This window comes from Bradyrhizobium sp. USDA 4541 (genome assembly GCF_024171085.1).
In the GTDB taxonomy this organism is placed as follows: domain Bacteria; phylum Pseudomonadota; class Alphaproteobacteria; order Rhizobiales; family Xanthobacteraceae; genus Bradyrhizobium; species Bradyrhizobium australafricanum.
The window spans coordinates 5,185,358-5,209,044 of record NZ_JALJZF010000001.1 but is presented as its reverse complement, the minus strand read 5'-3'; the positions used below and the strand labels follow the sequence as shown (position 1 = coordinate 5,209,044).

The following is a 23,687-nucleotide window of genomic DNA, read 5'->3' as shown; positions in this document are numbered from 1 at the left end:
CAGGAGCCTTTGGACATTGGGCCGTCTTAGCCGGGTGCGTGCGCCGCACGTCACGCTGCTTTCGGCCAATGGCGCCTCAGCCGCGATACGCAAACAGCTCGATCGGCTCGCTGAAACCGCGCACCAAATGCTCGCCGACATGCTCGAGCGCGATATCGTGCGAGACCAGATCGGCGAAGGCGCGCGACAGCAGCACGTTTCGTCCCAACTGCTTGGTCAGAGCCTCGAGCCGCGAGGCCATGTTCACCGCGGGGCCGATCACCGTGAAGTCGAGCCGGCTGCGCGATCCGATATTGCCGTACATGACGTCGCCGACATGGACGCCGATGCCGTAATTCATCGGCGCCCGGCCCATCATGCTGTTCTTTTCGCTCAGCGCCGCCATCGCCTGCCGCGCCTCGGACACCGCGTGCAGCAGGTTGGCGCAGGCCCTGGGATCGCTGAGCGGGAAAATCGCAAGCAGACCGTCGCCGATGAATTTCAGGATTTCCCCGCCGTGCCGCGCAATCGGCTCCGACATCGCGTCGAAATAGTCGTTGAGGAGATCGATGACATCGTCGCGCGGCCAGGAGTCCGAGATCCGGGTGAAGTCCCTGAGGTCGCAGATCATGATCGCGGCGCGGACCGTGGTGCCGCTGCCCCGCCGCGTCGCACCCGCCAGGATCATCTCGCCAGCATGGGTGCCGACATAGGTCTCGAGCAGCGTCCGCGCCAGGCGGTTCTTCATCCGGATTTCGCTGACCAGCGCCAGCACCGGCAGCACCTTGCGCAGCTCGGCGATGTCAGCGTCATCGAAACCGCCGGACCGGTCGGTCGCGAAGGTCACGACATGCCGCTTGCCGAGCGTATGCAGCAGCGGCCACGCCACATAGTCGGTCAGGCCTTGCGCGCGCATCTCGTCAAAGAGCGCATGCGTGCGGCCAGGCGCCCGTTCGAGCCGCTCGCGCACTTCGCCAGCGCCCTGGTGGATTTCGTAGACCGGGCTGCCGATATATTCCGAGCGCTCCCTGACCTCGTAGTCGACCCGCGTGATCTCGGCCTCGCGCTTGCCGTCGCCCCAGATGATCCGGGCGCCGAGCCATTGCGGATGCTGGATCAGCAGATTCATCGTCGCCCGCTTGAGCGGGATGCCCCTGCCCTGCAACCGGATGCAAAGCTCGGCGAAGATATTGTCGATGAAGCGCTCGTCGCGGGTCTCGTTGGTCAGCCAGGCCACCACGTCGCCGCCAGACTGCGGCGTGACGGACTCGATGGTGGGGGCGTTCATGGCTTGCTCCGGAGCGGCAGGTGGGATCGGCACGCGATATGTCGTGCTTCTGCCCGGCAACGTCAACGCCACCAGCGGTAACGTGATCGGGCGTACCGGTGGTCAGGAATGCCCGCCCTGTCCTGCACTGCGCGTGGTGTGGTGAGGACGGACGCACTGCCAAAATATCGAGAACAACCCCATGCAAAGGTGCCGGCGGACACGGCAACTGTCCGGCGACACCGCAACTTGACTCGTCGGGCAAATCAGCGGTACGATTCCATTATTCAGAAATCGTATCGATTCAGCCTACCCCCTTCCCGCCCTACCCGTCCAGCCGGTCGACCTCGGCCTTGCCGGCCTTCATCACCAGCGGGATGTGCTCGCCTTGGCCGAGCAGGCAACCCACGTCGCGCAGCGGGTTGCCCTCGACTACCAGCAGGTCGGCGAACGCCTCCGGCGCGATGCGGCCGAGCTTGCCTTCCATGCCGAGCACCTCGGCGCCGATGATGGTCGCGCTGGCGATCACTGCCTGCGGGCCGATCAGCTCGGCGCGGATCCGGAACTCGTCGCTCTGCAGCCGCTGCGACGGTCCGAGCAGATCGGTGCCAAATCCCATCTTGACCCCGGCCTCGCGGTAGATCGCGAGCGAGCGCAGCCCGGCGTCGCGAACGTCGGCGATCTTGGCGACGCTCGCCGCAGGCAGGCCGTACTTCGCGCCCTCATTGGCCAGCGCCTCATAGGTGACCAGGGTCGGCACCACATAGGCGCCCTGCTCGGCCATCAACCGCGCGGTCGGAAGGTCGATCAGATTGCCGTGCTCGATGGTGCGCACGCCGCAGCGTATTGCCCGCTCGATCGCCTCCGCCGTGTAGGCATGCGCCAGCACATAGGTGTGCCGCGCTCTCGCCTCCGCGACGATGGCGCGGATCTCGTCCTCGGAATAGCCGTAGGCGCCGATCGGATCGGTCGGCGACGCAACGCCGCCGGACGCCATGATCTTGATCTGGTCGGCGCCCATCTGCAGCTCCTCGCGCACCGCCTTGCGCACCGCATCGACGCCGTCGACGACGCGCGCGATGGCGCCGACCCGCACGCAGCAGGAGCAGGTCGGGTCGGCAAGATAGTCCGAGCGGGCGCGCCCGTCGCCGTGGCCGCCGGTCTGGCTGAGCGCGCGGCCGGAGACGAACAGCCGCGGGCCATCAGTGAGACCGGTGTCGATCGCCTGCTTCAGCGCATAGCCGGCGCCGCCGGCATCGCGCACGGTGGTGAAGCCGCGCTTCAGCATCCCGCGCAACAGCATGGTCGAGCGCAGCGTCACCAGCACGTTGGCCATCCGCGCCTGCTGCGACAAATCGAGCTCGACCGCGACCGCATGCACATGCAGGTCGATCAGGCCGGGCATCAGCGTCTTGCCCTTGAGGTCGATGACCCGATCGGCGGAAGCCTCGATCGGCCGGTCCGACACCTCCTTGATCAGGCGGTCCTCCACCAACACGTGGTGGCCTTCAAGCAGATCGGACCGCAGCGGATCGAGCAGCGCGGCATTCTTGAAGAGGGTCGTAGCCATGATGATCTCCCAGGCGCCGCGATCACGCGGCTTCGCTTGCGATGTCTTCCAGCGACCGGCCGCGCGTCGGCACGCCCATCAGCACCACGGTCAGCGCGCCAATCAGGAGGACGGACGTGGTGACGCCGAACACGCCGGCAAAGCCGAAATTCGGGTAGAGGTAGCCGACCAGGATCGGCGCCACGATCGCGCCGATGCGGCCGATCGCGGAGGCAAGCCCGGCACCCGTGGTCCGGATCGATGTCGGAAACACTTCGGCCGTGTAGGCATAGACGCCCGCATAGGTGCCGTTCATGAAGAACGACAGCAGCAGGCCGGCCGCCATGATCTCCGCATCGCTCTTGGCAAAGGCGAGCCCGAGCGCGCTGACGCCGCCGAGCAGCATATAGGTCGCAATCGTCGCCTGCCGTCCGATCCGCTCATTGAAAATGGCGGCGGTGAAATAGCCCGGCACCTGCGCACAATACATCGCGAGCGAATAGCCAAAACTCTTGGTGATGCTCATGCCGTTCTGCACCAAGAGGCCGGGAATCCAGACGAAGAAGGAATAGTAGCTGAAGGTGATCGACAGCCACATGATCCAGGTCATGGTGGTGATGCGCGCCTGCCGGCCGGCGAGCAGCGCGGCAAAATTGCTCACCAGCGTTCCCGACGAGGCGACTGGCGCGGCTGGCTCGGCTACCGCCGGCGGCAGCGCGCGGCCCTCGCGCGCGAAGCCGGCCTCGATCCTGTCGAGCACCGCTTCGGCCTCCTTCGCCCTGCCCCGGCTTTCCAGCCAGCGCGGCGATTCCGGCAGCGATCTCCGCCACCACAGCAGCATCACGACCGGTATAGCCGTGATGACGAGCACGATGCGCCAGCCGTTCTCATAGGCGGGCACGATGAAATAGCCGAGCAAGGCGGCGGCGACGAAGCCGAACGAGAAGAAGCCCGCCAGCGTGCCGGTGAAGGCGCCGCGGTAACGCCGCGCCACGAACTCGGCGAGGTACGGCGCGATGATCGCGCTCTCCGCGCCGGTGCCCATGCCGGCGACGACGCGGGCGGCAAAGAACGCCGGCCAGCTATCCACCGCCGCGCTGACCAGCGAGGCCGCGCTGTAGAGCGCGAGCGCCGACATCATCACCGCGCGGCGGCCGATCAGGTCGCCCAGCGTCCCCGCGAGCAGCGCGCCGAACAGATAACCGACGAAGGTGCTGCTGCCGAGCACGCCGGTCTCGACATTGGTCAGCCCCCAGGCGGTGCGCAGCACCGGCAGGATGAACGCCAGCACCGCGGCATCCATCGCGTCAAAGAGATAGCCGAGGCCGCCCATCAGCAGCAGGTGCACGTGGAACCGCGCGAACGGCAGGCGCTCGATGCGCGCCGAGATCATCGACATGAAAGTCCCCCTCGCCCCGCAGCGGCACGCGCCACAGGGGCAGCCGGGGAATGATAGACAAACCAATATTATCCGAATAATTTATAATCGTTATCTGGCACATCACTCTTGTGAATATTGCTCGTGTCCTTCCGCACGCTCGACCTCAACCTGCTGAAAGTCTTCGAGGCGCTGATGACCGAGGGCAGCGTCACGCGCGCCGCCAGCGCGCTGACCATGACGCAGCCCGCGGTCAGCAACGCGCTCGCGCGGCTGCGCGACGCGCTGGGCGATCCCCTGTTCGTGCGCAGCTCGAGCGGGATCCGCCCGACGCAGCGCGCCGTGGCGCTGTGGCAGCCGATCGGCGATGCCCTTGAACATGTCCGCCACGCCCTCGATGAGGACGCCTTCGATCCGCGACAGACCCAGGCCGAATTCATCCTGTCGATGTCCGACTACGTGGCCTCGCTGGTGATGCCGCGGCTGCTCAACCGCTTCAGCGAAGTGGCGCCGTCCGCGCGCATCCACACCGTGCCCAACACCATCCTGGAGATCGGCGATCGGCTCGAGGACAACCGGGTCGATTGCGTGCTGAGCGTCTATGTCAACGAGGCGCAGCAGCCGCCGGCCGTGATCCGCTCCCGCTCGCTGTGGACCGTCGAATATGCCTGCATGATGCGGCGGGACCATCCGCTGGCCAGGCAGAAGCGGCTCAACACCCGGAGCTTCCTTGCCGCCAAGCATGTCGATGTCAGCCTCGCCGGCAAGACGCTGCCGACCTACGACCAGTTTCTCGCCTCGCGCGGGCTGTCGCGCAATCTGGTCGCGACCGTCAACCACTACAATGCCGCCTACGAGATCGTGCGCCAGTCCGACCTGATCGCCGTGCTGCCGCGCGATCTCAGCGCCCAGTCCCGCCACGCGCCCCATCTGCACGCCATGCCGGTGCCGCTGCCGGCGCCGCCGCGCATCGTCAGCCTGTTCTGGCACCAGCGCAACGACACCGTCCCCGCGCAACGCTGGCTGCGCGAGACGCTGGTGGAGATGTTCGCAAGGATGGAGTGACGCGGTGGGCTTGGGGCATGCGGACGAACCCGGCTCCCGGACACCGGTGATCCCCGTAGCGGCACGGGGATGCTGATTAACGCTCCCACAACCCGGGTTTGGTTTCCGATTGACGCCATCGGGGACCGGGGTGGTAGGCTGTCGCCATTTCATGTGGCCATTTGAATGCGCGAGTTATTGGAACAATATCAGCTTTTGCTGGCGCCCCTGATCTTCGTGCCGTTCGAGCAACTCTTTGCAGCGAGGCAGCAGAAGATCTTCAGGCGTGGTCTTTCGACCGATATGGCCTTCCTGTTTCTCAACGGCTGGCTGGTGTTCGTCGGCGTGACCGCGATCATCGCACTGGCGACGCTGGTCAATCAATCGATCCTGCCCTCGGCCGTCAAGCAGGCGGTCAGCGATCTCCCGTATTGGGCTCAGGCGCCCATCGCGATCGTGATCGGGGACCTCGGCATCTACTGGACCCACCGCATCCTGCATGTCGTGCCCGCCATGTGGCGCATCCATGCCGTTCATCACGCCGTCGAAGAGCTGGACTGGCTCGCCGCGATCCACCAGCACCCGCTTGACGTGACCTTCATGAAGGTTGGTTCGCTGTTTCCGCTGTTCGCGCTCGGTTTCTCCGCGGAGGCGATCGGGACCTATCTTGCGATCTACTACTGGCAGTCCTGGCTCGCGCACGCCAACCTGCGCCTGGGCTACGGCCCGCTACGCCACGTCCTGGTATCGCCGGAGTTTCATCACTGGCACCACAGCAGCGAGCAGGAAGCCAGGGACAAGAACTACGCCGGGCTGTTCTCGTTCTACGATGTGCTGTTCGGCAGCCTCTATCTTCCGGAAGGGCAGAAGCCGACGGCATTCGGCGTCGATCATCCGATGCCCACGAGATACCTGGCGCTTTTGGCCTATCCATTTTTCGCCTGGGCCTCGATGCTCAAGCGCGACGATCCGTCGGGCACCAGGCGCCCGGTTGGCGCGGAGGCTGTGCCCGGCACGGCAACGCCGCCGGCGCACCAGGACGGCTGATCGTGATGATCTTCGCCGCGGACTGTTCGCGATCAGGACACTAGCCTCCAACGGTTGCAGATTTTCGCAATCCCTCGCCTGTAGCTGTCTCGCCGGCCTCTTGCCGGTATCTCGTCCAGATCAGCGCGATCACGGTTGCGCACATCATGGGGCCGAGAGGCATGCGCACGAACGGGAAAGCGTATCCCAATACGAAGACGACGCTGACAGCGATCCGGAAGGCGCTTCGACCCGAACGCGACGCGAGGCGGCCCGCGCTGGCGTTCATGAGAAAGAGCAACGCGACCACCAGGATCGGCATATCGTAGATCGCGAAGTAAGGAGAAATCAGCGGCGTTGCCGCCAGGAGGCTCGCGGCCTTTACGGCGAAGCTGACATGGCTGCGCCAAATGATCAGCACCCCGATCGCAACTACCGATGCGATGGCGACGTGGACCGCCATCGCCAAACCGTAGCCAAGGCCGGCGTCTCTCAAGAGCCCGTACACACTCTGCAGTTTGTACCATGGCAGCGCGCCACTGAGGTGGAATTGCGTCGTGGCGAAGGTGGCGGCGGCGCGGAATCCATCGAAGGTATCCCAACCGAAGATCAGCCCGGCGAGCAGCAGGAGGACCGGAATTACCAGAGCGGCGGTGATGACGACGCGCCAACGTCCGGTGGCGATCAGCACGAAGGGAAGCAGCACGCCATACTGAGGTTTGAAGATGAGCAGCGCGATCAGGATTCCACTGAGAAGCGGACGCCTGTCCAATGTCAGCAGGATGCCGCCGAGCAGCGATGCGGCGAGCAGTGCGCTTTGGCCGGAAATGAAGTCGTAGAATACTGGCGGAGCAGCGAGTGCCAGCAGCAGCGCGGCGGAGCGCGGCCGGATGGCATGAACGACGAGCAGCCAGCAAGACAGCTTCGCTGCGCTCCACACCCAGAACGCGATCGGAAACGGCAGCAGCGCCAGCGGCGCCACAACCAGGAAAAACACCGGAGGATAAAAGAACGGAACCGGTACCTGATCGTAAGGATACGGAGCGTGATTGAGGGATTGCAGCCGGAGAACGAGTTGCTGATGCAGCTGCTCCCAATCGTAGGCCGCCGCCGCATGGCCTTCGAGCGCCATCGCGCCCGCGCCCCAGAAACATGAAAAATCGATTCCGGCCTGGCCGCCACCACCGACAAATGCCGGTATCGAAACCAGGATCGAGACCCCGAGCAAGACAGCGCAGGCAACCATCAGCGCCGGGTCATCTCCTGCAGAAGCGTCCCAGTGCAAAATTTTCTTCATATCCTCTGAAACGTCTCAATCATGAAATGGCGCAATCTACCATTGCACTCGCGGGCCGAGCAACGGAACGCCGGCGGCGGCTGGAGCTGTTTGCGCGGATAGGGTGAAGAAGCGGGTGTCGAATGGATGAGAGGGCTGTGGCCTAGCTTCGCTCACGTCGCTACGATGGAGTTTTCCGGGCTTGCCGAGCCGTGGGTCGCGAAGCGCCTCATGCCTCGCCGATACAGCCCGCCGTCGCCCTTCGGGCTATGGCGTGGCAGCCTTCACTCACTTCACTACGATGGAGTTTTCCCGGCCTGCCGAGCCGTAGCTCGCGAAGCGACTCATGCCTCGCCGATACAGCCCGCCATCGCCCTTCGGGCTATGGCGTGGCAGCCTTCGCTCACTTCGCTACGATGGAGTTTTCCCGGCCCGCCGAGCCGTAGCTCGCGAAGCGAGCGAAGGCTGGTGGGGGAGGCAGGACTCGAACCTGCGAAGCCATGAGGCGGCTGATTTACAGTCAGCTCCCTTTGCCACTCGGGACACTCCCCCGTCCAACAGCATCAGACCGGCCGCGCGAGTGGCGGCGGACCGGTCATCGAAATGACGCTGATAACCGGCCGACCCGAAGCGGGTGCGCGGTCGGGCGCGTTTATGGGGGAAGGCGGTCCCCAAAGTCAACCAAGCCAACCGCCTATTTGGGATACTTTTGCAGGCTCGGGCGATCTCTGTTCCAAAGTCGTGAGCCTTGCGGCTAGATTCTTGTTTTGTCGCGTTTTCTTCACGCGAACCGGCCCCCACTTCGCTCGAAAACGCTGTGTAAAATTGCCAATATTCAGGAGCCGTGACACAAGCCTCACATGAGCGATCGCGACCGCAAACCCAATTTCCGAGGCAAGGGCGGTAAACCCTTCCAAAAAGGGCCGAAATTCGGCCGCCCGCCGGCCCGGCGGGAACGCGAATCCGGTTCCGACGGGCCGGTGATTCTGTACGGCTGGCACACCGTGTCGGCCGCACTTGCCAACCCCGACCGCCATATCCGCAAGCTTTACCTCACCGAGAACGCGGCCAAGCGCCTCGCCGACGAAGACATCGCGACCCGCGTCACCCCCGAGATCGTCCGGCCCAGCGAGATCGACCGGCGCCTCACCCCCGATGCGGTGCATCAGGGCCTCCTGGCGGAGGCCGATCCCCTGCCCTCGCCCGGCATCGACACGCTGGCGCTGGAGGGCATCGTGCTGGTGCTCGACCAGATCACCGATCCGCACAATGTCGGCGCTATCCTGCGCTCGGCCGCGGCGTTCGCGGTGAAGGCGATCGTCACCACCGCCCGTCACAGCCCGGAGGCGACCGGCGTGCTGGCGAAGTCCGCCTCCGGCGCGCTCGAGCTGGTGCCAATGGTCACCGTGCAGAACCTGGCGCGCGCGCTGAACGAGTTGAACGAGCGCGGCTTCCAGACCGTCGGCCTCGACAGCGAGGGCACCGAGGATCTCGGCAAGGCCGCGCTGCAAGCGCCGCTCGCGCTGGTGCTCGGCGCCGAAGGCAAGGGCTTGCGGCAATTGACGCGCGAGACCTGCCGCCTCGTCGCCCGCCTCGACATGCCCGGCGAGATCAAGAGCCTCAACGTCTCGAACGCGTGTGTGCTCGCGCTCTATATCGGCGCCAGCCGGCTCGGGCTGATGTGAATCGGGATAGGGGGGAGCCTCGCAGCCCCTCCCCTCCCACACCACCGTACATACGGGTCCGTATACGGCGGTTCGCTGGATTAAGCGGCAAGAGTTGTTCTGTTGCCGCCGTAGTTTGGGTGTCAGCAATCGTCGCGCCAGCTTCGACTCCTCTGATCAGCGTCAGTCAGGGTTTCACCCCTTCCCGCCGTTCCGAGGCCAGTTGCCCGGAATTCAGTCGCATGGCCGATGCGATATCGCTGCATCTACTCGTCACTTCCAGCGTTCAGGCCTTCGGCGAAACTCGTTCCGCCTACTATGCCCTCTGCTGACTTCTGCACTGCGGTCAGATCGCCTTACGACGACCTCAGTCTCGTTGCCGAGACGCAGCGCAGATCTCCCGAGGTAAGATCGACCGCCTTCGCCGCACGCCCGCCGGATTTACCACCCCGGCCCTTGATGACCGTGGACTTCGCGATCACGTGCTCGCTCGTCCGGCCGGGTAGGCCTCGTTATCCGGTTTTTGTCCATCGGGCCGCGGCTTTGCTCCACGCTTCCTTCAGACCCCACCTCGCGATGACGCCCTTGCGCTTCGCTAATCCTTCACCGTCATCAGGCTGGATAGAGGACTTCCACCTCCAAGCTGCCGGTCATGCTCGGCACACACGACAAACGCCCGCTCGCGTGACGCGAACGGGCGCTGATGTCTCGAACTGACGATCGGATCAGTAGTAGCGGCGCAGCACCGGATGGCCGTAGCGGCCGTAGCGATAGCCGTAGTGCGAACGATAGCCGTAGTGATGGCGGTAACCGTAGTGACGGTAGCCATAGCGGCGATAGCCGTAATACGGGCGACCATAGCCTTCGCGGTAGTACGGACGCGGTGCCCAGTTGCCCGGACCGGTGTAGGTCGGTCCCTGGTTGACGTAATAGTATTGCTGCGCCGCGCTGGGATAAGCGGCATCCGGGTCGGGCAGACGTTCGACGGCGCCGTAACCGTAACCGTAGCCGTAGCCACCGCAACCACCGCAGCCGTAATTCACGACGGGCGCGGAATAGCCGCAAGGGTTGAAACCGCACGCCATTGCGGGCGCGGCCACCATGACGGCCACCGCCGCAATCAGTCCTTTGATCATTTGACGCATTACTCTCTCCTGTAGGTCTCTCTGTTCGTCGCGTAGCTCTTGATGGCTATTCAGGATCCCCGTTTCGCGGGGCTCTTGATTTCGGGCAGTCGATTTCAGAATCCTCGGGGTCGCGGTGGCCGCGGGAACGGGCGCGGCAGCGGCCGCGGCCCGTTGAACTCCGGCGCGTAGATCACCGGCGGCGGATCGACCGGCACGTTGGACTGTGCCGGCAGCGGAGCCGATTCCGCGCCCCACGATTGATGGTAGCTCTCGGCCGGCTTGGGCAGGCGGCGGTTGGCCGGCGGCTCGATCTCGAGGCGGCCGTAACCCGGCATGCGGCCGAGGCTCGGATAATAGTGGCCGACATTCGGCTGGGGATCGATCGGGCGGCCGCCATAGACGGTCGGCACCATCGACTCGTTGCGAGCGAGCCCCATCGCGCTTTCGACCACGGCGTAGGAGGCGTCGACGCCGTTAATGATGATCGGCACGCCGGGCCGCACCGGCACGACAATGTCGAAGCCGCCGCCGGCCAGCGCCGTCGAGCTCATCGCAGCCAATATCGCCAGCGCAAGACTTGCGCGCATGTTCACCCAGCGTCCCGAATTGTTCCACCACAACCTAATCCAACGGCTTGGCGGAAGGGTTAAGGACGCCGGCCAAACTGCCGGTAAGCCTAACGCGTAAGCATCGGCATCCGGTCAATGCGGCCGTGCGGAATCAGAAATCGTTAACGGGCGCCGAAGTGCCCCCTCTCCCCGTTCTTACGGGGAGAGGGTTGGGGTGAGGGGCTCCGCGGATACGGTGATAGCTACGTTTACGGAGAGTCCCCCTCACCCGGAACGCATCTGACGATGCGTTCCGACCTCTCCCCGCACGCGGGGCGAGGTGACGCAGACTCTGTCGCTCAAATCGACGCAACGTCATCTTGCTTCGGGAAGCCGCCGACCCGTCAGGTGAAGGCGTTCTCGACGATCGCGTGGACGCCGATCGCGATCGTGACCGCGCCGACCGCCATTTGCAGGCCGCGATTGGCCCAGGTCAGCCAGCGCGCCGAAGCTGCCAGCGGCACCGCGATCACGCTGGACAGCACGCCCATGCCGATCATGGAGCCGATGCCGAACAGCGCGACATAGCCGAGCCCGATCACCGGACTTGGGGCCTGCGACACCGTCAGCACCAGGAGCGCCGCCGAGCCGGCCATGCCGTGCATCAGGCCGACCAGGAGCGTGCGCCAGCGGAAGCCGTGCGCATGGCTGTGCGCGGCGCGGACGTGCGGCACGGTGGACGCACGCGCCACGGTGGACGCAAGCGCCACGGTGGATGCGGCTTCACCGGCATGGCTGTGGGCGTGGAAGTGCGTGGTGCCGTCGCCGTGCGAATGGGTGTGGAAGTGCACGCGGTCGCGCCACAGCCGCCACCACACATGCGCGCCGAGGCCGACCAGCATGATACCGACCGCGGTCTCGATCGGCTGTGCGACCGTTTCCGGGATCGCGCGCCCGAGCAGGATCGCGGCGCCGGCAAAGATGAACAAAGTGAGCGTGTGGCCAAGTCCCCAGGTCAGCCCGTGCTTGACGATGTCACCGACATGGCTGCGGCGGGCCGCGATGCTCGATACCGCCGCGATATGATCCGGCTCCAGCGCATGCTGCATGCCGAGCAGAAAGCCAAGACTCAAAATTCCGAACATCAATCCCCCGCGTCGGCACCGACATCAGTCCGTTCACCGCTGTACACGCAATTCTCGTCAAAGGCAGCATGCTCCGGAACGCATCATGCGCACGAACCTGGTGAACTTCACACTGCTTTGAACACAGGGCAAGGCCGCGCTGGAACAGGCACGGCACCGCGAGATTAGCTCTCGACGACGAGAGGAGATTTCGCATGACACAATTCAAAATCCTCGGCGCAGCAGCCCTGCTCGCCTCGGCGCTGGCGAGCCCGGCGATGGCGCAACAGACGATCGGCACCCCCGCGCGCTGCTCGAACGCCTGGCCGGACGCCCGATGCCAGGCGATGGCACCGGCCACCACCCGCACCGCCTATCACCAGCGCATCGATCGGCGGGACCGAGGCTGGCAGGGCAGCTACAACCGCTATGACCCCGGCCCGTTCGCGCCTGTCGACGCAGCGGCCCGCGTGGCCGGTGGCGTCGTCGGCGGCGCGGTCGGCACGGCGGCTGCGGTCGCCACCGCCCCGTTCGGCGGCCCCGACTATGCCCGCGCCCCGATCGGCGGCGCCGAATATGCGCGGCAGAACGGCTTTGTCTGCACCCCCGGCACCTGGTTCCGCGGCAGCGACGGCCGCCAGCATCCCTGCCAGTAGCTCAGCTGATTAGGCCGACGGCGCAAAAGGCGGCCCGCGGGCCGCCTTTTGTTGTCGGGCCGATACGGGGGCGCGATCGCTTCTCGCCTGCTCGGTTCAACCTTGGTTCTGGCTCTGGCGCGCCAAGTCTGCTATGCGAGCGCGCAAATCATTCCCAATTCGCCGGCTTAGCTCAGCGGTAGAGCAGCAGTTTTGTAAACTGAAGGTCGGGGGTTCAATCCCCTCAGCCGGCACCAATTGGCTTGGATTTCCGCTGGCTTGGATTTCCGCCATCTGGCCGCCGCGACACAGCTTCAGTCTGCCGAGATCGACCGTCGACCGCAGCAGCCCCGCCAGCTCGCAGGCGAATACGGCAGTTCCGAGCATGGGGAAGCGTGCTTCGACGCTGCAGCGCTGTCCAGAGCATGCTTCTTCGATGCCGACGCCGAAGCAGTCCGCTGCTGCAAATCCCTTGATGACCCCGTGAACGCCGACCGTCCTGCGGCCGATGCTGCCTTCAAACCGAAGTGCCTGGGCATCGCGTCCTCCATCAGATATGCGCGGCCTACGCCGCGTCGTTCCCGGTGCGATTCGAACACGTCGTCGCGATTCAATCAAAGCGCATCGCCTGATTGCCCACAATGTACAGAGCGAGCCGTAGTATTCCGGTCGCCGGGAGTGCCACGTCGTCGATCGCGCTCACCGCTAGCCAATGCAACGACCCTGCGCTTCGCAATGTTTTGCAGGAAGCGCTAGCGAGAACGTTGAGTCATCTCGCAACGACTACTTGTGATTTTGTTCCCGCTGGCTATTGTTCCGGCACTTTCATCTTTGGGAATTTCAGAATGAAGATTGTTTTCTGCACCGTGATTGTCCTGTCCACACTGGCCGTCGCTCCGGCGAGCGCCAGGGAGCGCAATGACAGCCCTCACTCCCAGGCCTGCATGGCCAAGAACGGCTTCAATCTCGACATGTGGCGCGCTCACTCCGCGGGCACCGACGCGCAGGTCCTGAGGTACATTCAGTGTCAGGATCGGGTGTCCGCGGCACAGGCCAAGGCGATCGGCATTCGCAACCATAACTTCAGCGCGGGCTATCGATGATGCTCGAGGGTGAGATGAAAATCGGACTCGCCCTCGCTTTCCTTGCCATCGGCTGCATCCCGGCAAGCGCCGCAGGCTGGACCTGCTCCGCCCCGGGTCTGATCTCCGGGTCGTACGATGGCGGCGATAGCGCCTACATCCATCTCACCGGCTTCCCGAACGGCAACAACTATCCTGTCGCGAAGAAGGGCAGCCGGGCCACCGGCACGACGAAGAACGGCACCCGCTTCGTCTGCACCCAACGCTAAGGCACATCGCCAATCCTGATCGGCCTGAAATTATCGCCGACCAGACTTCACCATTTTGAGGAATCACCATGAGATTGCTGATCTTGCTCGCAACTTTCGCCGCCACCATTTCGGCGGCCACCGCCGAAACCGCTGTCGAGCGCCAATGCGCGTCGGGCAAATGCACCTGCACCTACATCGCGTCGACCTGCAAGACCTGGAATCGCACCCATGGCGGCGACCTCGCCATCTGCGACAGCTACCGCGAGAGCTGCCTGCAGAGCGGCCGGTGGGACGACAGGAATCGCCACATCGACGTGGTGGTGAAGCGCTGAGGCAGTTCGCCCTTTCCGAACCGGCGCTGCGCCGCAGGGCCGGTTCGGAAAGCCGCTGCGACACTCCCCTGGCAGGAATCGTGGGATCCTTCCCGTAGGATCACCCATCCCTCGCCTTGCTTCTGTTCTTGCGGCCCCAAACGGGGTATGCAGAATGCGGGGTGGGACTCTGCCAATGACCTATTTGATCCTTGCCCGAGATGGCACCAGCCGAATCGTGCTGAAGCGCGACAGCGAAGACGCGGCCGAGAAGAAGGCTCGCGAGCTGAAGGAGATGGGCTGGTTCGAAGTCGAGGTCCGCGAGGACAAGACGGCGCCGGTCACGTCGGCTCCCCCGGCGGATCGTCCACCGACGCTGCAATGACGCTTTGATGAACCTTTGCCGGGTGGCCCTTACAGATATGTGAGGAGCCGCCACCATGTCCGACACAGCACATTACCGCTTCCAATCCGATCAGGCGCGACGGCTGGCCCGGCAGGTGACCGACGCCGCGGTGCGCGAGAAGCTGCTCGAAATGGCCGAGGAATATGGCCGCTACGCCGACCTGATCGAGGCCCGCAGCATCGAGCGGGTACCCGCTGCGGTAGCGGCCCATTAGGCTGGCCCCCGCCCCGTTCCGGACGGCTTACCGGTTCGTCCTCTCCTGATGCTCGTCCTCAAGGTGAGGCCAAATCCGCTCGACAACGCCCTGAGGATTTGTTCGGAACGTTATGCCCTTTCACGCGATTTTCCTCGCATGAGGGTCCGCGAATCCGACCGCAATCTGCTGCTTCTGGGCACGTTCACGCTGCTCAGCGTGGCCGCTGCCGGCCTCGTCGCCCTGTTCGATCCGGCGCCCGCGCCGGCGAACCCCGCACCCCGGCCGGCCGCGAATCAAGCATCGGCGGACGGTCAGCCTCCGGTCCGGATCGTCGGTACCCCGTTCGTCCCGAACACCAATCCCCGTCAACGCTGACCGTCCACGCCCGCGCGGCGTGTCACAATTATGTCACCGCGCCTACCAAACAGGCGTCTTCGTCAACCATCATGATGGCGAGCGCTTGATTCCGCGCGGTTGCTTTGCTGGAATCCGCGCGCTCAGGGTGCGCCATGAAGTGGATGAAAGAACGCGATCTCCTGATCGCGCAGACAATGGCTTTCGTACAGTCGGTGAAGGGCAAGCTGCCCGACGCCGAGCTGCCGGCGCCTGCCCCACGGACGGCGGCGGCGCCTGCCGCCCAGCCGACCGCCACGCCGCCTGCCGCTACACCTGCCCCCGCCGCCGCGTTGCCGATCGCCGCTGAACAGGCCTTGGCCGAGGCGGTCGCCACGCTCAGCGTCAAGGCTGAGGTGCGGGCTGCGGTCGTGCCGCCTCCGCTTCCGGCGCCGACCGTGATCGAGGGCCTGCCCCCCGCTCCGTCGCCTTTGGCGGTGACGGTCGTCGAAGTCCCGCCTCAACCGGCGCAGCTGCCGCACTTTGCCAGGCTCGACATCAGCGGCGACTTCGGATCCGAGGTGCGGGAGCGGGTTGCGAATTTCCGCGCCCAGCAGCAGCGCTTCCTGAAGGAGCGCGAGGAATATTGCACCACGACCATGGCCAAGGTCCGCGCCGCGATCAACGAGCTGCCGCGCTCGGGCAAGTAACGCAGCCCCATGAGACCCCGGACTGTGCGTTGGGCATCAGCCGCGCGCGCCCGACTTCACCGGCTCGGTCAGGAAGCGTCCGCTCGATCGCGTCAATGCCGGCTCCTCCACTGCATCGAGGGCGGGCTGCTCCCCTTCCAGCATGGATCGCAATCCGGCGATCGCCTTGGTCATGCGTTCGGCGTATTTCACCGCGGCGCCGTCGACGAACTCTCGATCCTTTGGCTTAGGTTTGGCGACCCGCAGCTCCAGATGCGTCATTCCGTTTGGACCGTCCAGAACGGCGCGAGTCATCACGATCCGCGGCGCGCCGGGAATCGGAAGCGTGATGCCCACCGTGAAATAATCGGGCGGGCGCCAATCGAGCATCTCCTCAACGACGGTATGGTTGCCGTGCATGCAGTGGTTCCTGGTGCCGGGACCGCGTCGTCCCTTGCCGGAATCCTCGACGATGGTGTCGGCGTCCCACCATTTCTGCCATTGCCCGGGCACGGTGAAAAACTCCCAAACCGTCTGCCGCGGCGCGGCGATGTCGAATTCCAGCATGACGTAGGCATCGTCGCGCGTCACCTGCATCCGGGTTTGCGCGTCTTCCTGCCGCCACGCCGCTTCCAGATCGCGCGCCCACAGCGTCACGTCGCCGATGACGTCGATGGTTTCGCGATGGGCGATGAGACCCTGCGCGACCGGATCGACACCCATCGCGCGGATGGCCGCGTCGCTGTAGAGCGCGTAGGCGCGCCCGCCGATCTTCTCAGCAACCGTGTTCTTGAGCAGCCGGTGGACCAGAATGACGTCGCGCCCGGCGAGCTCCTCCCTGCCGCCCATCTTCTGCTTCACCATCTCGCCATGATGGATAACGAACTTGAAATCGAGATCGCCCATCGCGACGCAGGCCTGACACTCGCAAGTCGAGGCCTGGCGCACGCTGCGCAGGCGCCGGCGGAATTTGAAATAGGCGCCCTCGATCGCGTCCTGCAGCAGCGAGCCGTCGATCGTCTCGGCGGTGGTGTAGACGAACGCGGCGTCGCCTTCGAACTTGGCGAGGCGGAACGGCGGGCGCAGCGCTTTCACCACCGTATCCATGAAATCGGCGATGATATCCTGCGCATGGTCGAGCTCGACCGCCGCGAGGAAGTTGGTATAGCCGGAGATGTCGGCAATCGCGAAATAGGCCGCTTCAGCCTTCGGAAGCATGGGGACCTCCTGCGCAACCGGTTCACGCCCAATCGGGCGGACGCGCAGTCTGTCATACCGCGCCGCCCGAGGTCGAGGACCAAAGCAACCCTGGGCGTGCGCTAGGACCGATCGACATTCATTGCATCCAGATCATTGCGGCAGCGAGATGGATGAAGCCGGTAAAGTTGTCAGATCGCCTGTCATAACGGGTTGCCAAGCGTCGGAAGTGTTTGAGCTGGCAAAAGCAGCGCTCGATGCGGTTGCGCTGTTTGTATGCGTCGGCGTCGTGCGGAATGATGATCCTGCGGGTGCGGTTTGACGGGATCACCGCCGTTGCGCCGATTTCCGCGATGATCGCACGCAGGGCGTTGCTGTCATAGGCCTTGTCGGCGAGCACGGCATCGCCGCTTTGGCCGTGGAGCAGTGCCGGCGCCTGGGTGATGTCATTAACTTGCCCAGCCGTGACGATGAAGCGGAGCGGACGGCCGAGCGCATCAGCCAGCATGTGGATCTTGGTGGTCAGTCCACCTCGGGAACGCCCCAGCGCCTGATCTTTGGCCCCCCTTTTCCGCTCGTCGCCTGCTGGTGGGCGCGAACGATGGTGCTGTCGATCATCAGATACTGGTTGTCGCGATCGGCGGTCAGAGCAGCGAACACGCGCTCCCAGACGCCGGCATGGCACCAGCGGCTGAAGCGCTGATGCACCGTTTTCCACTTGCCGTACCGTTCCGGCAGGTCGCTCCAGTGTGCGCCCGATCGCAAAACCCACAAACATCCGTTGACGAACAGTCGATTGTCCGCAGCCGTACGTCCCGGGTCGCCAGCTTTCCCCGGCAGCAGTGGCGCAATCCTCGCCCATTGCGCCTCCGTCAGCTCATATCGTTTCGCCGCCACCATCTGCTCCGTGTCTCGAATCACGGAACTCTATGAATCAGCGATCAAACCGCTTGGGAATCCTGAATGTCGATCGGTCCTAGCGGCCGCCGATCTTCTCCAGCGCCGGCAGCAGGTGCGTGAGAAATTCGCCCGGATTCTCGCTCATCGGGAAATGGCCGAGGCCCTTCATGATGGTGGCCTCAGCTCCCGCAATGCTGTTCGCCACCGCCAGCGTCTCTTCCGGCGTGCAGGAATAGTCGTACTCGCCCGACAACAGAAACAGCGGGCAACGTCTGGTGTCGATGTCGGCGATGCGGGCGCGGATGTCGCCGTCGACCTTGTAGAAATAGAGGTCGCCCTTGAACACGCCGGGCCCGCTCTGCATGTAATGCCACAGCGTCTCCCACCGCTCCTTGTCGGGCGCGTCGGGGCCGAGGAGGCCCGAGACGATGGCGGCGGCGACCTCGCCGCCATGCACGTCCGGCCGGTGCAGGAAATTCAGGTCGTAATAGGGATCGACATGCGCGCCGGCCTGCAGGCCGATGATGGCGCGGAAACGTTCGGGATGCTCGAGCGCGAGATGCAGCGCGATCCGGCCGCCGATCGAGCAGCCGATCACGATCGGCCTGTCGAGGTCGAGCGCGTCCATCACCGCCAGGATCATGGTCGTATATTGCGCGGAGGTGAGCTGGTACTCCTCGTCGTGCCAGCCCTGCGGCGGCGACGACTTGCCGTGCCAGGGCATGTCGAAGGCGATGACGCGATGGTTGCGCGTGACGCGCGCATCGTTCATCAGGCCGCGATATTGCCGCCCGTCCGCGCCCGCGGTGTGCAGGCAGAGCAGCGGCGTGCCCTCGCCCGCCTCCTCGACATAGACGCGGTGGGCCCGGCCGAACAGCTCCAGATGCATGTAGCGGCCGACGATCGGTTCGAACCTGGCGCTCATGCGGCCACTCCCTCGCGGCGCAGCTTGCCGAGCGCCTCCTTGAAGTAGCGCAGGTTCGCCATGAAGATCTGCAGCTCGCCCTCAGCCTTCAGCACGCGGCGCTTGATCAGCGCCATCAGGTCGTTCGAGCCCGGCGGCGGCCGCTTTTCGCAGAACCGGTCCCACTCCGCCTGCGAGGTGCGCAGCGCAAACGACGACGAGGGCATCACGAACGGGCCCTTCGTCACCGCGACGATCCGGCCCTCATGGATCGCGATCAGCCAGGCGGCCGCGCCGATCTCGAGCAGGAATGTCGTGGTGAGGTAGCGGCCGCGCCGCACCAGGCCGGCGTCGCCGTTGACCCGTTCCTTCAGCGTGTCGATCATATCAGCTCCCCCCGATCGCGGCCCGTCCGCGCAGGGCGCGGCGGGCGCTTGTTCTGCCGGCAATGATGGGAGGAATGCCGGTGCCGTCAATCTCCAGCGGCGCCGCGCGGCTCCGGCGTTTTCGCGTGGCCGCCACATACAGATTTTGGCGAGAGCCGGGTGATCTAAAGCCAGGATATCTAAAGCCAGGACCAGACCAGCGCCACATTGGCGGCGCAGGCCGCGAGCAGCGCAACCGCAAGCGCGAGCTGCACGCGTTCGTAAGGGGGCTGGTGGATTGCTCTCATGGGCCGGAGCATCCGGCGATTCTACCCGGAGAGTCCCGGGGATTCTTTTTTCGGGGGTTTACCACCCGTTAAGGACTCAAGGCCCTTCCGCGAAAGAACCGAAATGACTCATATTTTCAGATGCTTGCCGCGGATGCTCGCTCACGGTTCCGTGACCGGAACGGCGATATTGCCTGAAACCCAAAACGGGGGCTGGCGTTGTCGGTTGTTTGGGGAACGACGAATGCCGTACGCGCTGTTTTATCAGGACGCCAAGCTGAGCAAGGCCTACCCGACCGAGGCGGATGTCTGGACACTGGCCAGGAAATCCGGCCTGGTGGTGGATGCCATCTCCGGAGAGGAGGAGTCCGCGCCGCGCCCGGTGCTGGATAACGACTACGAAATCCGGCCCTGTCAGCTCGAGCCGAACGAGGATCCGGCCAAGAACAAGGCCGATGCCGATCGCGAAGCACGCCTGGAGCCGCGGTTGAACTGATCAGACGGCAGGCTGGCCGGCGCGCAGCGGCGGGCCGAGGATGCAATCGGTGCGGTCGCCCGCGCCTACGGCGTGGCCGTCGCCAGCGAGGCCTGTTCGGCGGCGACCGAAACGCAAATCTTCCGCCGATGCAGACCCCGGATCGCGCCGGTCACCTTGAGCACCTTGCCAGCCGAGCAGGACGCATCCTGCACGAACACGACCTCATAGGGCGCGAGCGCCAGGGGTTCGGATTTGAGGATAGTCTGGGCAAGGCACGGCACGGAGACCGCAGAGAGGATCAGCCCTAACGCAAAACTACGCATGTTCGTTTGTCCACCAGCCCGGCGATCGCATAATAGCGCAGCACGATGAAAGTTCCGTGCAATGCAGGAATTATTTTTTGCATTGCACGATCAGGCCTGAACATCAGGTGAATGTGGGGTCGTAGCCCGGATGGAGCGGAGCGAAATCCGGGACTTCGTTCGTCGGATCGGCTGCCCCGGTTACACTGCGCTCCATCCGGGCTACGGGTTCACCGCATCCGTCGTCATTCCGGGGCGAGCGGCTGGCCAACAAAAAAGGCCGACCCGAAGGCCGGCCTTTCATTGATGCGATCAAGCCGCGATCAGTAGCGGGAGCCGACCGGGCCACCCCAGCCGAAGCGGTAGTTGACCCCGAGCTTGACGGTATGTTCGTCGTTCCGGAAGCTCGTCCCGACGAGGTCGGCCGGGCCGCTGGTGAAGTTGGTCTTGCCGAAATTGTAGTACTGGTACTCGGCCTTCGCCGACCAGTTCGGGGCGAACATGTATTCGAGGCCCGCGCCGACCGTGTAGCCGTCCTTGTGGCCGCCATCGGTGGTGAAGGACGCCGGCACGCCGCCGACCGACGCGGTGATGTTGTTGTTGTCGCGCCAGGCATAACCGCCCTTGGCGTAGAGCAGCGCCGGACCCCAGGTGTAGCCGAGGCGGCCGGTCACCGAACCGATCTGGTCGGTGTTGCCGGTCACCAGCGTTCCGCCCGGGAGCAGCACGCCATTGTTCGAGGAGCTGGGCAGCCAGGAATACTGCGCCTCGGCGCCCATCACCCAGTTCGGGGCGAACTGATAGTCGAAGCCGCCCTGCACGCCACCCATGAAGCGCGCGTCGCTGCCCATCAGGTTGTTGCCGTCGGTGAACGCGCCGCCGACATGGCCGCCAATATAGAAACCGGTCCAGTTGTAGACGACGGCGGGGGCGGTATAGGGCGGCGGTGCCTTGGTATAGGTGCGGGCCGGCATGTCAGCCGCAAACGCAGGGCCCGCAAGGGCGCCCAGCGCGACTGTGCCGAGCAAAAACTTCTTCATTTCTGATCCCCGTTACTAACGCTGCGCTGTAAAGCCAAACAACGTGACCTCAATTAGGTTGCTTTGGGGCAATGCCGCACCCGTGATGTTTCCGAGCTGTGACAGGGTCGCAACAACGCCCGTTTGTTCCCTGGCACAGAAGGTTTTTTTCACCGGTTAAGCAGCCGCATCTCGGCTGGATGTAAGTCGCAGACGGCTAAAGTGAAGTTCAACGCTCCCCGAAAAGTGATCGGAGTTCGCTAACGTTTCGATCAGGCTTGCGACAAGCCGCCGCGCAGAAGCGAGATCAGATCGCGCTCCTGCTTCTTGTTCGGGCATCATCCTTTCGGAAAAACCGCTTCACACTTTTCCGGATCATGCCTTAGCGCGGCATCTTTTCCAGTTCCGGAAATGCCGCGTAGGACGCGCCGGCGCAGGGCTCGGCGGGGTTGTCGAGGATGCGGTCGAGCCGGCCGTCGACAAACAGGACACCGCGCTCCCGGGCGGCGCGGTAATTGCCGTCGGTATCCTTCGCGCTGTAGCGCAGGCACACGACGTAGCGCAGCCGGCCGCCGACCGTACGCTGCGCCGGCTCGGCGATAGCAGCCTCGCGGACCCCGACCGGATTGTTCAGGTAGGTCCGCATGAAGGCTAGGATCTGGTCGCGGTAGCGGTCCGGGAACGGCTGGTTGGCGACGCCACGGTCATCGGTGAAGGTGGTCGGCCCGCCGCCGTCGTCGCTGGTGAGGCAGCCGGCGAGCGGAAGCGAGAGCAGCAGGATGGCTGCCAGTTGTGATGAAATCCGCAAACGACGCTGTTCCCTGTGTCCCCGGAGGCCGTCTCATAGACTGCCGGGCGGCCGAAGGGAATTCGCAACTCGGTTATTCCTCGCCCGGGTTCACAACCGGAGCCAGACGCACTCCGGCCCGTCGCCATTGGGGAAGCAATGGACGGACGGGCCGGTTCTGCATCCAAAAGGCGCAGCGGGGCAATGTGGATCGAAACTACGCCCCTCGGATCAGATTCAACCGCGCTTGGGTCAGCCGCGTTTGGCCGGCGCGACGTGCTTGGTCGCGACCTTCGCGTGGACGTGCTTGGTCGCATGCTTCGGCGACTTCACCTTCAGCATGCCCATGTGCTTGTGGTGGCGGTGATGGCGATAGTGCTTGTGGTGCATCATGGCGTTGGCGTTGCGCACCTTCGACGGCAGCTGCTCGCTCTTGATCACGGGAGCGGCCTTGGTTGCCGGGGCAGTCGTGGTCGCCGGCGCGGGCGTTGCGGCCTTGCCGGTCTCGACGGCGAGCGCGGGCGCTGCGATCACGGACATGGCGAGCAGCGCGGCGGAAATCGTCTTCAGCATGATGGTCCTCCTCGTCGGGATCGAGAGGTCTCCGGCCGGATGGTCGGCCTCACCGATCAATGCACGTGACCTTATGGGCCGCGCACTGAACCCGTTCTGAAGGACCCTGACGGACTTCATTCATGTGCATGACATCTCTGTCATGTTCTCCTCTCCGCCGGAAAAGCAGGATCACGCAATCGTGGAATCGGCCGGGAATGTTCTGCACCCCTGGGTGTTCAAGTCATCAGGCTTCGGTGTAAGATTACCGAGCACGATCAGGAACGATCAGGAGCAACCAGGAATGAGCAGGAAGACGAAGTTTTTGGGCCTCGCAGTGCTCTCGATGACGCTCGCCTCCGGGCCGGTCATCTCGGCCTACGCCGCGGGCAGCGACAATCCCTCGCCGCCGGCTTCCGACAGCGGCAGCAGCAAGGGCAAGAAGGCGAAGAAGGACAAGAGCTCCGCGATCGACGATCAGAAGTTCCTGGCCGGCTATCGCGCCGCCTACACCACGATCTACGACAAGCACGACTATACCGCCGCGATCGAGCAGCTGAAGGCGCTCAGCCAGGATGATCGCGCCGACGTCGCCAACCTGATCGGCTACTCCTATCGCAAGCTCGGCGACTACAAGGTCTCGCAGATCTGGTACGAGCGCGCGCTGAAGGCCGATCCGGCCCATGTCCGCACCTGGCAGTATTACGGCCTCTGGCAGGTCGAACAGGGCAACCGCGATCAGGCGCAGTACCACCTGAACCGCATCGCCCAGCTCGCCGGCACCAACAGCGACGAATATCGCTCGCTCGCCGCAGCGCTGGAGAAGCCCCCGGGCACCGGCCTGGTTTACTGAGTTAAGGCAACCGCTTCCTACATCGAGCCGGCGTGGTCACGACGACTGCGCCGGCTTTTTGCTGCGCCATAGGATGGGTGGAGCGCAGCGAAACCCATCCTGCTTCCGCGCGGATCAGAGGTGATAGGTATCGCTTCGCTCCACCCATCCCACGGATC

28 protein-coding genes, 2 tRNA genes and 1 pseudogene are annotated in these 23,687 nt (G+C 64.6%); 15 read left to right on the top strand and 16 right to left on the bottom strand.

What is annotated here, in order from left to right; genetic code table 11:
- Positions 1 to 76 precede the first annotated feature (76 nt).
- Positions 77 to 1,267: an adenylate/guanylate cyclase domain-containing protein gene (locus tag J2R80_RS24595; RefSeq protein WP_253639558.1), complete on the bottom strand. Its 1,191-nt coding sequence runs from the start codon at positions 1,265 to 1,267 to the stop codon at positions 77 to 79.
- Between J2R80_RS24595 and J2R80_RS24590 the strand changes: the two genes are divergently transcribed.
- A complete protein-coding gene (locus tag J2R80_RS24590) occupies positions 1,266 to 1,412 on the top strand; it encodes a hypothetical protein (RefSeq protein ID WP_253639557.1) in 147 nt (48 codons plus the stop codon). The genes J2R80_RS24595 and J2R80_RS24590 overlap by 2 nt on opposite strands.
- Before the next feature lie 159 nt (positions 1,413 to 1,571).
- Here the strand turns inward: J2R80_RS24590 and J2R80_RS24585 are convergent, their stop codons facing one another.
- The gene (locus tag J2R80_RS24585; RefSeq protein WP_253639556.1) at positions 1,572 to 2,816 is read right to left on the bottom strand and encodes an amidohydrolase family protein; all 1,245 of its coding nucleotides are present in this window, start codon (positions 2,814 to 2,816) and stop codon (positions 1,572 to 1,574) included.
- A 22-nt stretch (positions 2,817 to 2,838) separates the two neighbouring features.
- A complete protein-coding gene (locus tag J2R80_RS24580) occupies positions 2,839 to 4,194 on the bottom strand; it encodes an MFS transporter (RefSeq protein ID WP_253639555.1) in 1,356 nt (451 codons plus the stop codon).
- 117 nt (positions 4,195 to 4,311) lie between these two features.
- On the opposite strand from J2R80_RS24580, the gene J2R80_RS24575 reads away from it, so the two are divergent.
- Together J2R80_RS24575 and J2R80_RS24570 are read left to right on the top strand one after the other, a co-directional pair.
- Entirely contained in the window at positions 4,312 to 5,238 is a 927-nt protein-coding gene (locus tag J2R80_RS24575) for a LysR family transcriptional regulator (RefSeq protein WP_057019614.1), read from the top strand.
- Positions 5,239 to 5,403: 165 nt separating this feature from the next.
- Positions 5,404 to 6,264, top strand: a complete 861-nt coding sequence (locus J2R80_RS24570) for a sterol desaturase family protein (RefSeq protein WP_253639554.1) — start codon at positions 5,404 to 5,406, stop codon at positions 6,262 to 6,264.
- 40 nt (positions 6,265 to 6,304) lie between these two features.
- Here the strand turns inward: J2R80_RS24570 and J2R80_RS24565 are convergent, their stop codons facing one another.
- Both J2R80_RS24565 and J2R80_RS24560 read right to left on the bottom strand, forming a co-directional pair.
- Entirely contained in the window at positions 6,305 to 7,540 is a 1,236-nt protein-coding gene (locus J2R80_RS24565; protein ID WP_253639553.1) for a glycosyltransferase family 87 protein, read from the bottom strand.
- Positions 7,541 to 7,985: 445 nt separating this feature from the next.
- Positions 7,986 to 8,071: transfer RNA gene (locus tag J2R80_RS24560), tRNA-Tyr, on the bottom strand.
- A gap of 308 nt (positions 8,072 to 8,379) precedes the next feature.
- Between J2R80_RS24560 and rlmB the strand changes: the two genes are divergently transcribed.
- Complete coding sequence (rlmB, locus tag J2R80_RS24555; RefSeq protein WP_229193471.1) at positions 8,380 to 9,204, top strand: 23S rRNA (guanosine(2251)-2'-O)-methyltransferase RlmB; 825 nt, start codon at positions 8,380 to 8,382, stop codon at positions 9,202 to 9,204.
- Between the two features lie 704 nt (positions 9,205 to 9,908).
- Here rlmB and J2R80_RS24550 read toward each other — a convergent pair.
- The 3 genes from J2R80_RS24550 to J2R80_RS24540 form a co-directional block, all read right to left on the bottom strand.
- Positions 9,909 to 10,328, bottom strand: coding sequence for a hypothetical protein (locus tag J2R80_RS24550; protein WP_253608096.1), 420 nt, complete (start codon positions 10,326 to 10,328; stop codon positions 9,909 to 9,911).
- Positions 10,329 to 10,423: 95 nt separating this feature from the next.
- Positions 10,424 to 10,897: a hypothetical protein gene (locus J2R80_RS24545; RefSeq protein WP_057019618.1), complete on the bottom strand. Its 474-nt coding sequence runs from the start codon at positions 10,895 to 10,897 to the stop codon at positions 10,424 to 10,426.
- Positions 10,898 to 11,262: 365 nt separating this feature from the next.
- Positions 11,263 to 12,003 (bottom strand): urease accessory protein, encoded by a 741-nt coding sequence (locus J2R80_RS24540; protein WP_057019619.1) that lies wholly within the window; start codon positions 12,001 to 12,003, stop codon positions 11,263 to 11,265.
- Positions 12,004 to 12,197: 194 nt separating this feature from the next.
- Here J2R80_RS24540 and J2R80_RS24535 point away from each other — a divergent pair, with 194 nt between their 5' ends.
- The 9 genes from J2R80_RS24535 to J2R80_RS24495 all read left to right on the top strand — a co-directional run bounded on the left by J2R80_RS24535 (position 12,198) and on the right by J2R80_RS24495 (position 15,906).
- Positions 12,198 to 12,638, top strand: a complete 441-nt coding sequence (locus J2R80_RS24535; protein ID WP_168856707.1) for a hypothetical protein — start codon at positions 12,198 to 12,200, stop codon at positions 12,636 to 12,638.
- A 161-nt stretch (positions 12,639 to 12,799) separates the two neighbouring features.
- A tRNA-Thr gene (locus tag J2R80_RS24530) sits at positions 12,800 to 12,874 on the top strand.
- A gap of 588 nt (positions 12,875 to 13,462) precedes the next feature.
- Positions 13,463 to 13,720: a hypothetical protein gene (locus tag J2R80_RS24525; protein ID WP_253639552.1), complete on the top strand. Its 258-nt coding sequence runs from the start codon at positions 13,463 to 13,465 to the stop codon at positions 13,718 to 13,720.
- A 14-nt stretch (positions 13,721 to 13,734) separates the two neighbouring features.
- On the top strand, positions 13,735 to 13,968 hold the full coding sequence (locus tag J2R80_RS24520) for a hypothetical protein (RefSeq protein WP_253639551.1): 234 nt from the start codon (positions 13,735 to 13,737) through the stop codon (positions 13,966 to 13,968).
- A gap of 68 nt (positions 13,969 to 14,036) precedes the next feature.
- Entirely contained in the window at positions 14,037 to 14,282 is a 246-nt protein-coding gene (locus J2R80_RS24515; protein WP_076831538.1) for a hypothetical protein, read from the top strand.
- A gap of 175 nt (positions 14,283 to 14,457) precedes the next feature.
- Positions 14,458 to 14,646: a hypothetical protein gene (locus J2R80_RS24510; RefSeq protein WP_057019624.1), complete on the top strand. Its 189-nt coding sequence runs from the start codon at positions 14,458 to 14,460 to the stop codon at positions 14,644 to 14,646.
- Between the two features lie 55 nt (positions 14,647 to 14,701).
- The gene (locus J2R80_RS24505; protein WP_229193508.1) at positions 14,702 to 14,881 is read left to right on the top strand and encodes a hypothetical protein; all 180 of its coding nucleotides are present in this window, start codon (positions 14,702 to 14,704) and stop codon (positions 14,879 to 14,881) included.
- Between the two features lie 48 nt (positions 14,882 to 14,929).
- The gene (locus tag J2R80_RS24500) at positions 14,930 to 15,238 is read left to right on the top strand and encodes a hypothetical protein (protein WP_229193507.1); all 309 of its coding nucleotides are present in this window, start codon (positions 14,930 to 14,932) and stop codon (positions 15,236 to 15,238) included.
- A 134-nt stretch (positions 15,239 to 15,372) separates the two neighbouring features.
- Positions 15,373 to 15,906: a hypothetical protein gene (locus J2R80_RS24495; protein WP_253639550.1), complete on the top strand. Its 534-nt coding sequence runs from the start codon at positions 15,373 to 15,375 to the stop codon at positions 15,904 to 15,906.
- Positions 15,907 to 15,942: 36 nt separating this feature from the next.
- Here J2R80_RS24495 and J2R80_RS24490 read toward each other — a convergent pair whose 3' ends face one another.
- From J2R80_RS24490 to J2R80_RS24475, 4 genes and pseudogenes are all read right to left on the bottom strand, one after another.
- Positions 15,943 to 17,103, bottom strand: coding sequence for a DUF2652 domain-containing protein (locus J2R80_RS24490; RefSeq protein ID WP_168856713.1), 1,161 nt, complete (start codon positions 17,101 to 17,103; stop codon positions 15,943 to 15,945).
- A gap of 118 nt (positions 17,104 to 17,221) precedes the next feature.
- Positions 17,222 to 17,982, bottom strand: a pseudogene (locus J2R80_RS24485) (IS5 family transposase).
- A gap of 76 nt (positions 17,983 to 18,058) precedes the next feature.
- Positions 18,059 to 18,907: an alpha/beta fold hydrolase gene (locus J2R80_RS24480; RefSeq protein WP_253639549.1), complete on the bottom strand. Its 849-nt coding sequence runs from the start codon at positions 18,905 to 18,907 to the stop codon at positions 18,059 to 18,061.
- Positions 18,904 to 19,272, bottom strand: coding sequence for a hypothetical protein (locus J2R80_RS24475; RefSeq protein WP_063790153.1), 369 nt, complete (start codon positions 19,270 to 19,272; stop codon positions 18,904 to 18,906). The genes J2R80_RS24480 and J2R80_RS24475 overlap by 4 nt, the downstream gene beginning before the upstream one ends.
- 510 nt (positions 19,273 to 19,782) lie before the next feature.
- On the opposite strand from J2R80_RS24475, the gene J2R80_RS24470 reads away from it, so the two are divergent.
- Entirely contained in the window at positions 19,783 to 20,034 is a 252-nt protein-coding gene (locus J2R80_RS24470) for a hypothetical protein (RefSeq protein WP_076831552.1), read from the top strand.
- Between the two features lie 65 nt (positions 20,035 to 20,099).
- Here the strand turns inward: J2R80_RS24470 and J2R80_RS24465 are convergent, their stop codons facing one another.
- From J2R80_RS24465 to J2R80_RS24450, 4 genes are all read right to left on the bottom strand, one after another.
- A complete protein-coding gene (locus J2R80_RS24465; protein ID WP_057019632.1) occupies positions 20,100 to 20,339 on the bottom strand; it encodes a DUF6719 family protein in 240 nt (79 codons plus the stop codon).
- Between the two features lie 302 nt (positions 20,340 to 20,641).
- Positions 20,642 to 21,358, bottom strand: coding sequence for an outer membrane protein (locus tag J2R80_RS24460; RefSeq protein WP_253639548.1), 717 nt, complete (start codon positions 21,356 to 21,358; stop codon positions 20,642 to 20,644).
- A 361-nt stretch (positions 21,359 to 21,719) separates the two neighbouring features.
- Entirely contained in the window at positions 21,720 to 22,145 is a 426-nt protein-coding gene (locus J2R80_RS24455) for a hypothetical protein (protein ID WP_057019634.1), read from the bottom strand.
- 231 nt (positions 22,146 to 22,376) lie between these two features.
- Positions 22,377 to 22,697 (bottom strand): His-rich protein BRANT, encoded by a 321-nt coding sequence (locus J2R80_RS24450; RefSeq protein ID WP_253639547.1) that lies wholly within the window; start codon positions 22,695 to 22,697, stop codon positions 22,377 to 22,379.
- A gap of 283 nt (positions 22,698 to 22,980) precedes the next feature.
- On the opposite strand from J2R80_RS24450, the gene J2R80_RS24445 reads away from it, so the two are divergent.
- Positions 22,981 to 23,529, top strand: coding sequence for a lipopolysaccharide assembly protein LapB (locus tag J2R80_RS24445; protein ID WP_057019636.1), 549 nt, complete (start codon positions 22,981 to 22,983; stop codon positions 23,527 to 23,529).
- The last annotated feature ends 158 nt before the right edge of the window (positions 23,530 to 23,687 follow it).

Excerpts from the sequence above, each read along its gene's own strand:
- J2R80_RS24590 (WP_253639557.1), top strand. The coding sequence starts at position 1,266 with ATGGCTTGCTCCGGAGCGGCAGGTGGGATCGGCACGCGATATGTCGTG.
- J2R80_RS24595 (WP_253639558.1), bottom strand. The coding sequence starts at position 1,267 with ATGAACGCCCCCACCATCGAGTCCGTCACGCCGCAGTCTGGCGGCGAC.
- J2R80_RS24585 (WP_253639556.1), bottom strand. The coding sequence starts at position 2,816 with ATGGCTACGACCCTCTTCAAGAATGCCGCGCTGCTCGATCCGCTGCGG.
- J2R80_RS24580 (WP_253639555.1), bottom strand. The coding sequence starts at position 4,194 with ATGTCGATGATCTCGGCGCGCATCGAGCGCCTGCCGTTCGCGCGGTTC.
- J2R80_RS24570 (WP_253639554.1), top strand. The coding sequence starts at position 5,404 with ATGCGCGAGTTATTGGAACAATATCAGCTTTTGCTGGCGCCCCTGATC.
- J2R80_RS24565 (WP_253639553.1), bottom strand. The coding sequence starts at position 7,540 with ATGAAGAAAATTTTGCACTGGGACGCTTCTGCAGGAGATGACCCGGCG.
- rlmB (WP_229193471.1), top strand. The coding sequence starts at position 8,380 with ATGAGCGATCGCGACCGCAAACCCAATTTCCGAGGCAAGGGCGGTAAA.
- J2R80_RS24550 (WP_253608096.1), bottom strand. The coding sequence starts at position 10,328 with ATGCGTCAAATGATCAAAGGACTGATTGCGGCGGTGGCCGTCATGGTG.
- J2R80_RS24545 (WP_057019618.1), bottom strand. The coding sequence starts at position 10,897 with ATGCGCGCAAGTCTTGCGCTGGCGATATTGGCTGCGATGAGCTCGACG.
- J2R80_RS24540 (WP_057019619.1), bottom strand. The coding sequence starts at position 12,003 with ATGTTCGGAATTTTGAGTCTTGGCTTTCTGCTCGGCATGCAGCATGCG.
- J2R80_RS24535 (WP_168856707.1), top strand. The coding sequence starts at position 12,198 with ATGACACAATTCAAAATCCTCGGCGCAGCAGCCCTGCTCGCCTCGGCG.
- J2R80_RS24525 (WP_253639552.1), top strand. The coding sequence starts at position 13,463 with ATGAAGATTGTTTTCTGCACCGTGATTGTCCTGTCCACACTGGCCGTC.
- J2R80_RS24520 (WP_253639551.1), top strand. The coding sequence starts at position 13,735 with ATGAAAATCGGACTCGCCCTCGCTTTCCTTGCCATCGGCTGCATCCCG.
- J2R80_RS24515 (WP_076831538.1), top strand. The coding sequence starts at position 14,037 with ATGAGATTGCTGATCTTGCTCGCAACTTTCGCCGCCACCATTTCGGCG.
- J2R80_RS24510 (WP_057019624.1), top strand. The coding sequence starts at position 14,458 with ATGACCTATTTGATCCTTGCCCGAGATGGCACCAGCCGAATCGTGCTG.
- J2R80_RS24505 (WP_229193508.1), top strand. The coding sequence starts at position 14,702 with ATGTCCGACACAGCACATTACCGCTTCCAATCCGATCAGGCGCGACGG.
- J2R80_RS24500 (WP_229193507.1), top strand. The coding sequence starts at position 14,930 with ATGCTCGTCCTCAAGGTGAGGCCAAATCCGCTCGACAACGCCCTGAGG.
- J2R80_RS24495 (WP_253639550.1), top strand. The coding sequence starts at position 15,373 with ATGAAGTGGATGAAAGAACGCGATCTCCTGATCGCGCAGACAATGGCT.
- J2R80_RS24490 (WP_168856713.1), bottom strand. The coding sequence starts at position 17,103 with ATGCTTCCGAAGGCTGAAGCGGCCTATTTCGCGATTGCCGACATCTCC.
- J2R80_RS24480 (WP_253639549.1), bottom strand. The coding sequence starts at position 18,907 with ATGAGCGCCAGGTTCGAACCGATCGTCGGCCGCTACATGCATCTGGAG.
- J2R80_RS24475 (WP_063790153.1), bottom strand. The coding sequence starts at position 19,272 with ATGATCGACACGCTGAAGGAACGGGTCAACGGCGACGCCGGCCTGGTG.
- J2R80_RS24470 (WP_076831552.1), top strand. The coding sequence starts at position 19,783 with ATGCCGTACGCGCTGTTTTATCAGGACGCCAAGCTGAGCAAGGCCTAC.
- J2R80_RS24465 (WP_057019632.1), bottom strand. The coding sequence starts at position 20,339 with ATGCGTAGTTTTGCGTTAGGGCTGATCCTCTCTGCGGTCTCCGTGCCG.
- J2R80_RS24460 (WP_253639548.1), bottom strand. The coding sequence starts at position 21,358 with ATGAAGAAGTTTTTGCTCGGCACAGTCGCGCTGGGCGCCCTTGCGGGC.
- J2R80_RS24450 (WP_253639547.1), bottom strand. The coding sequence starts at position 22,697 with ATGCTGAAGACGATTTCCGCCGCGCTGCTCGCCATGTCCGTGATCGCA.
- J2R80_RS24445 (WP_057019636.1), top strand. The coding sequence starts at position 22,981 with ATGAGCAGGAAGACGAAGTTTTTGGGCCTCGCAGTGCTCTCGATGACG.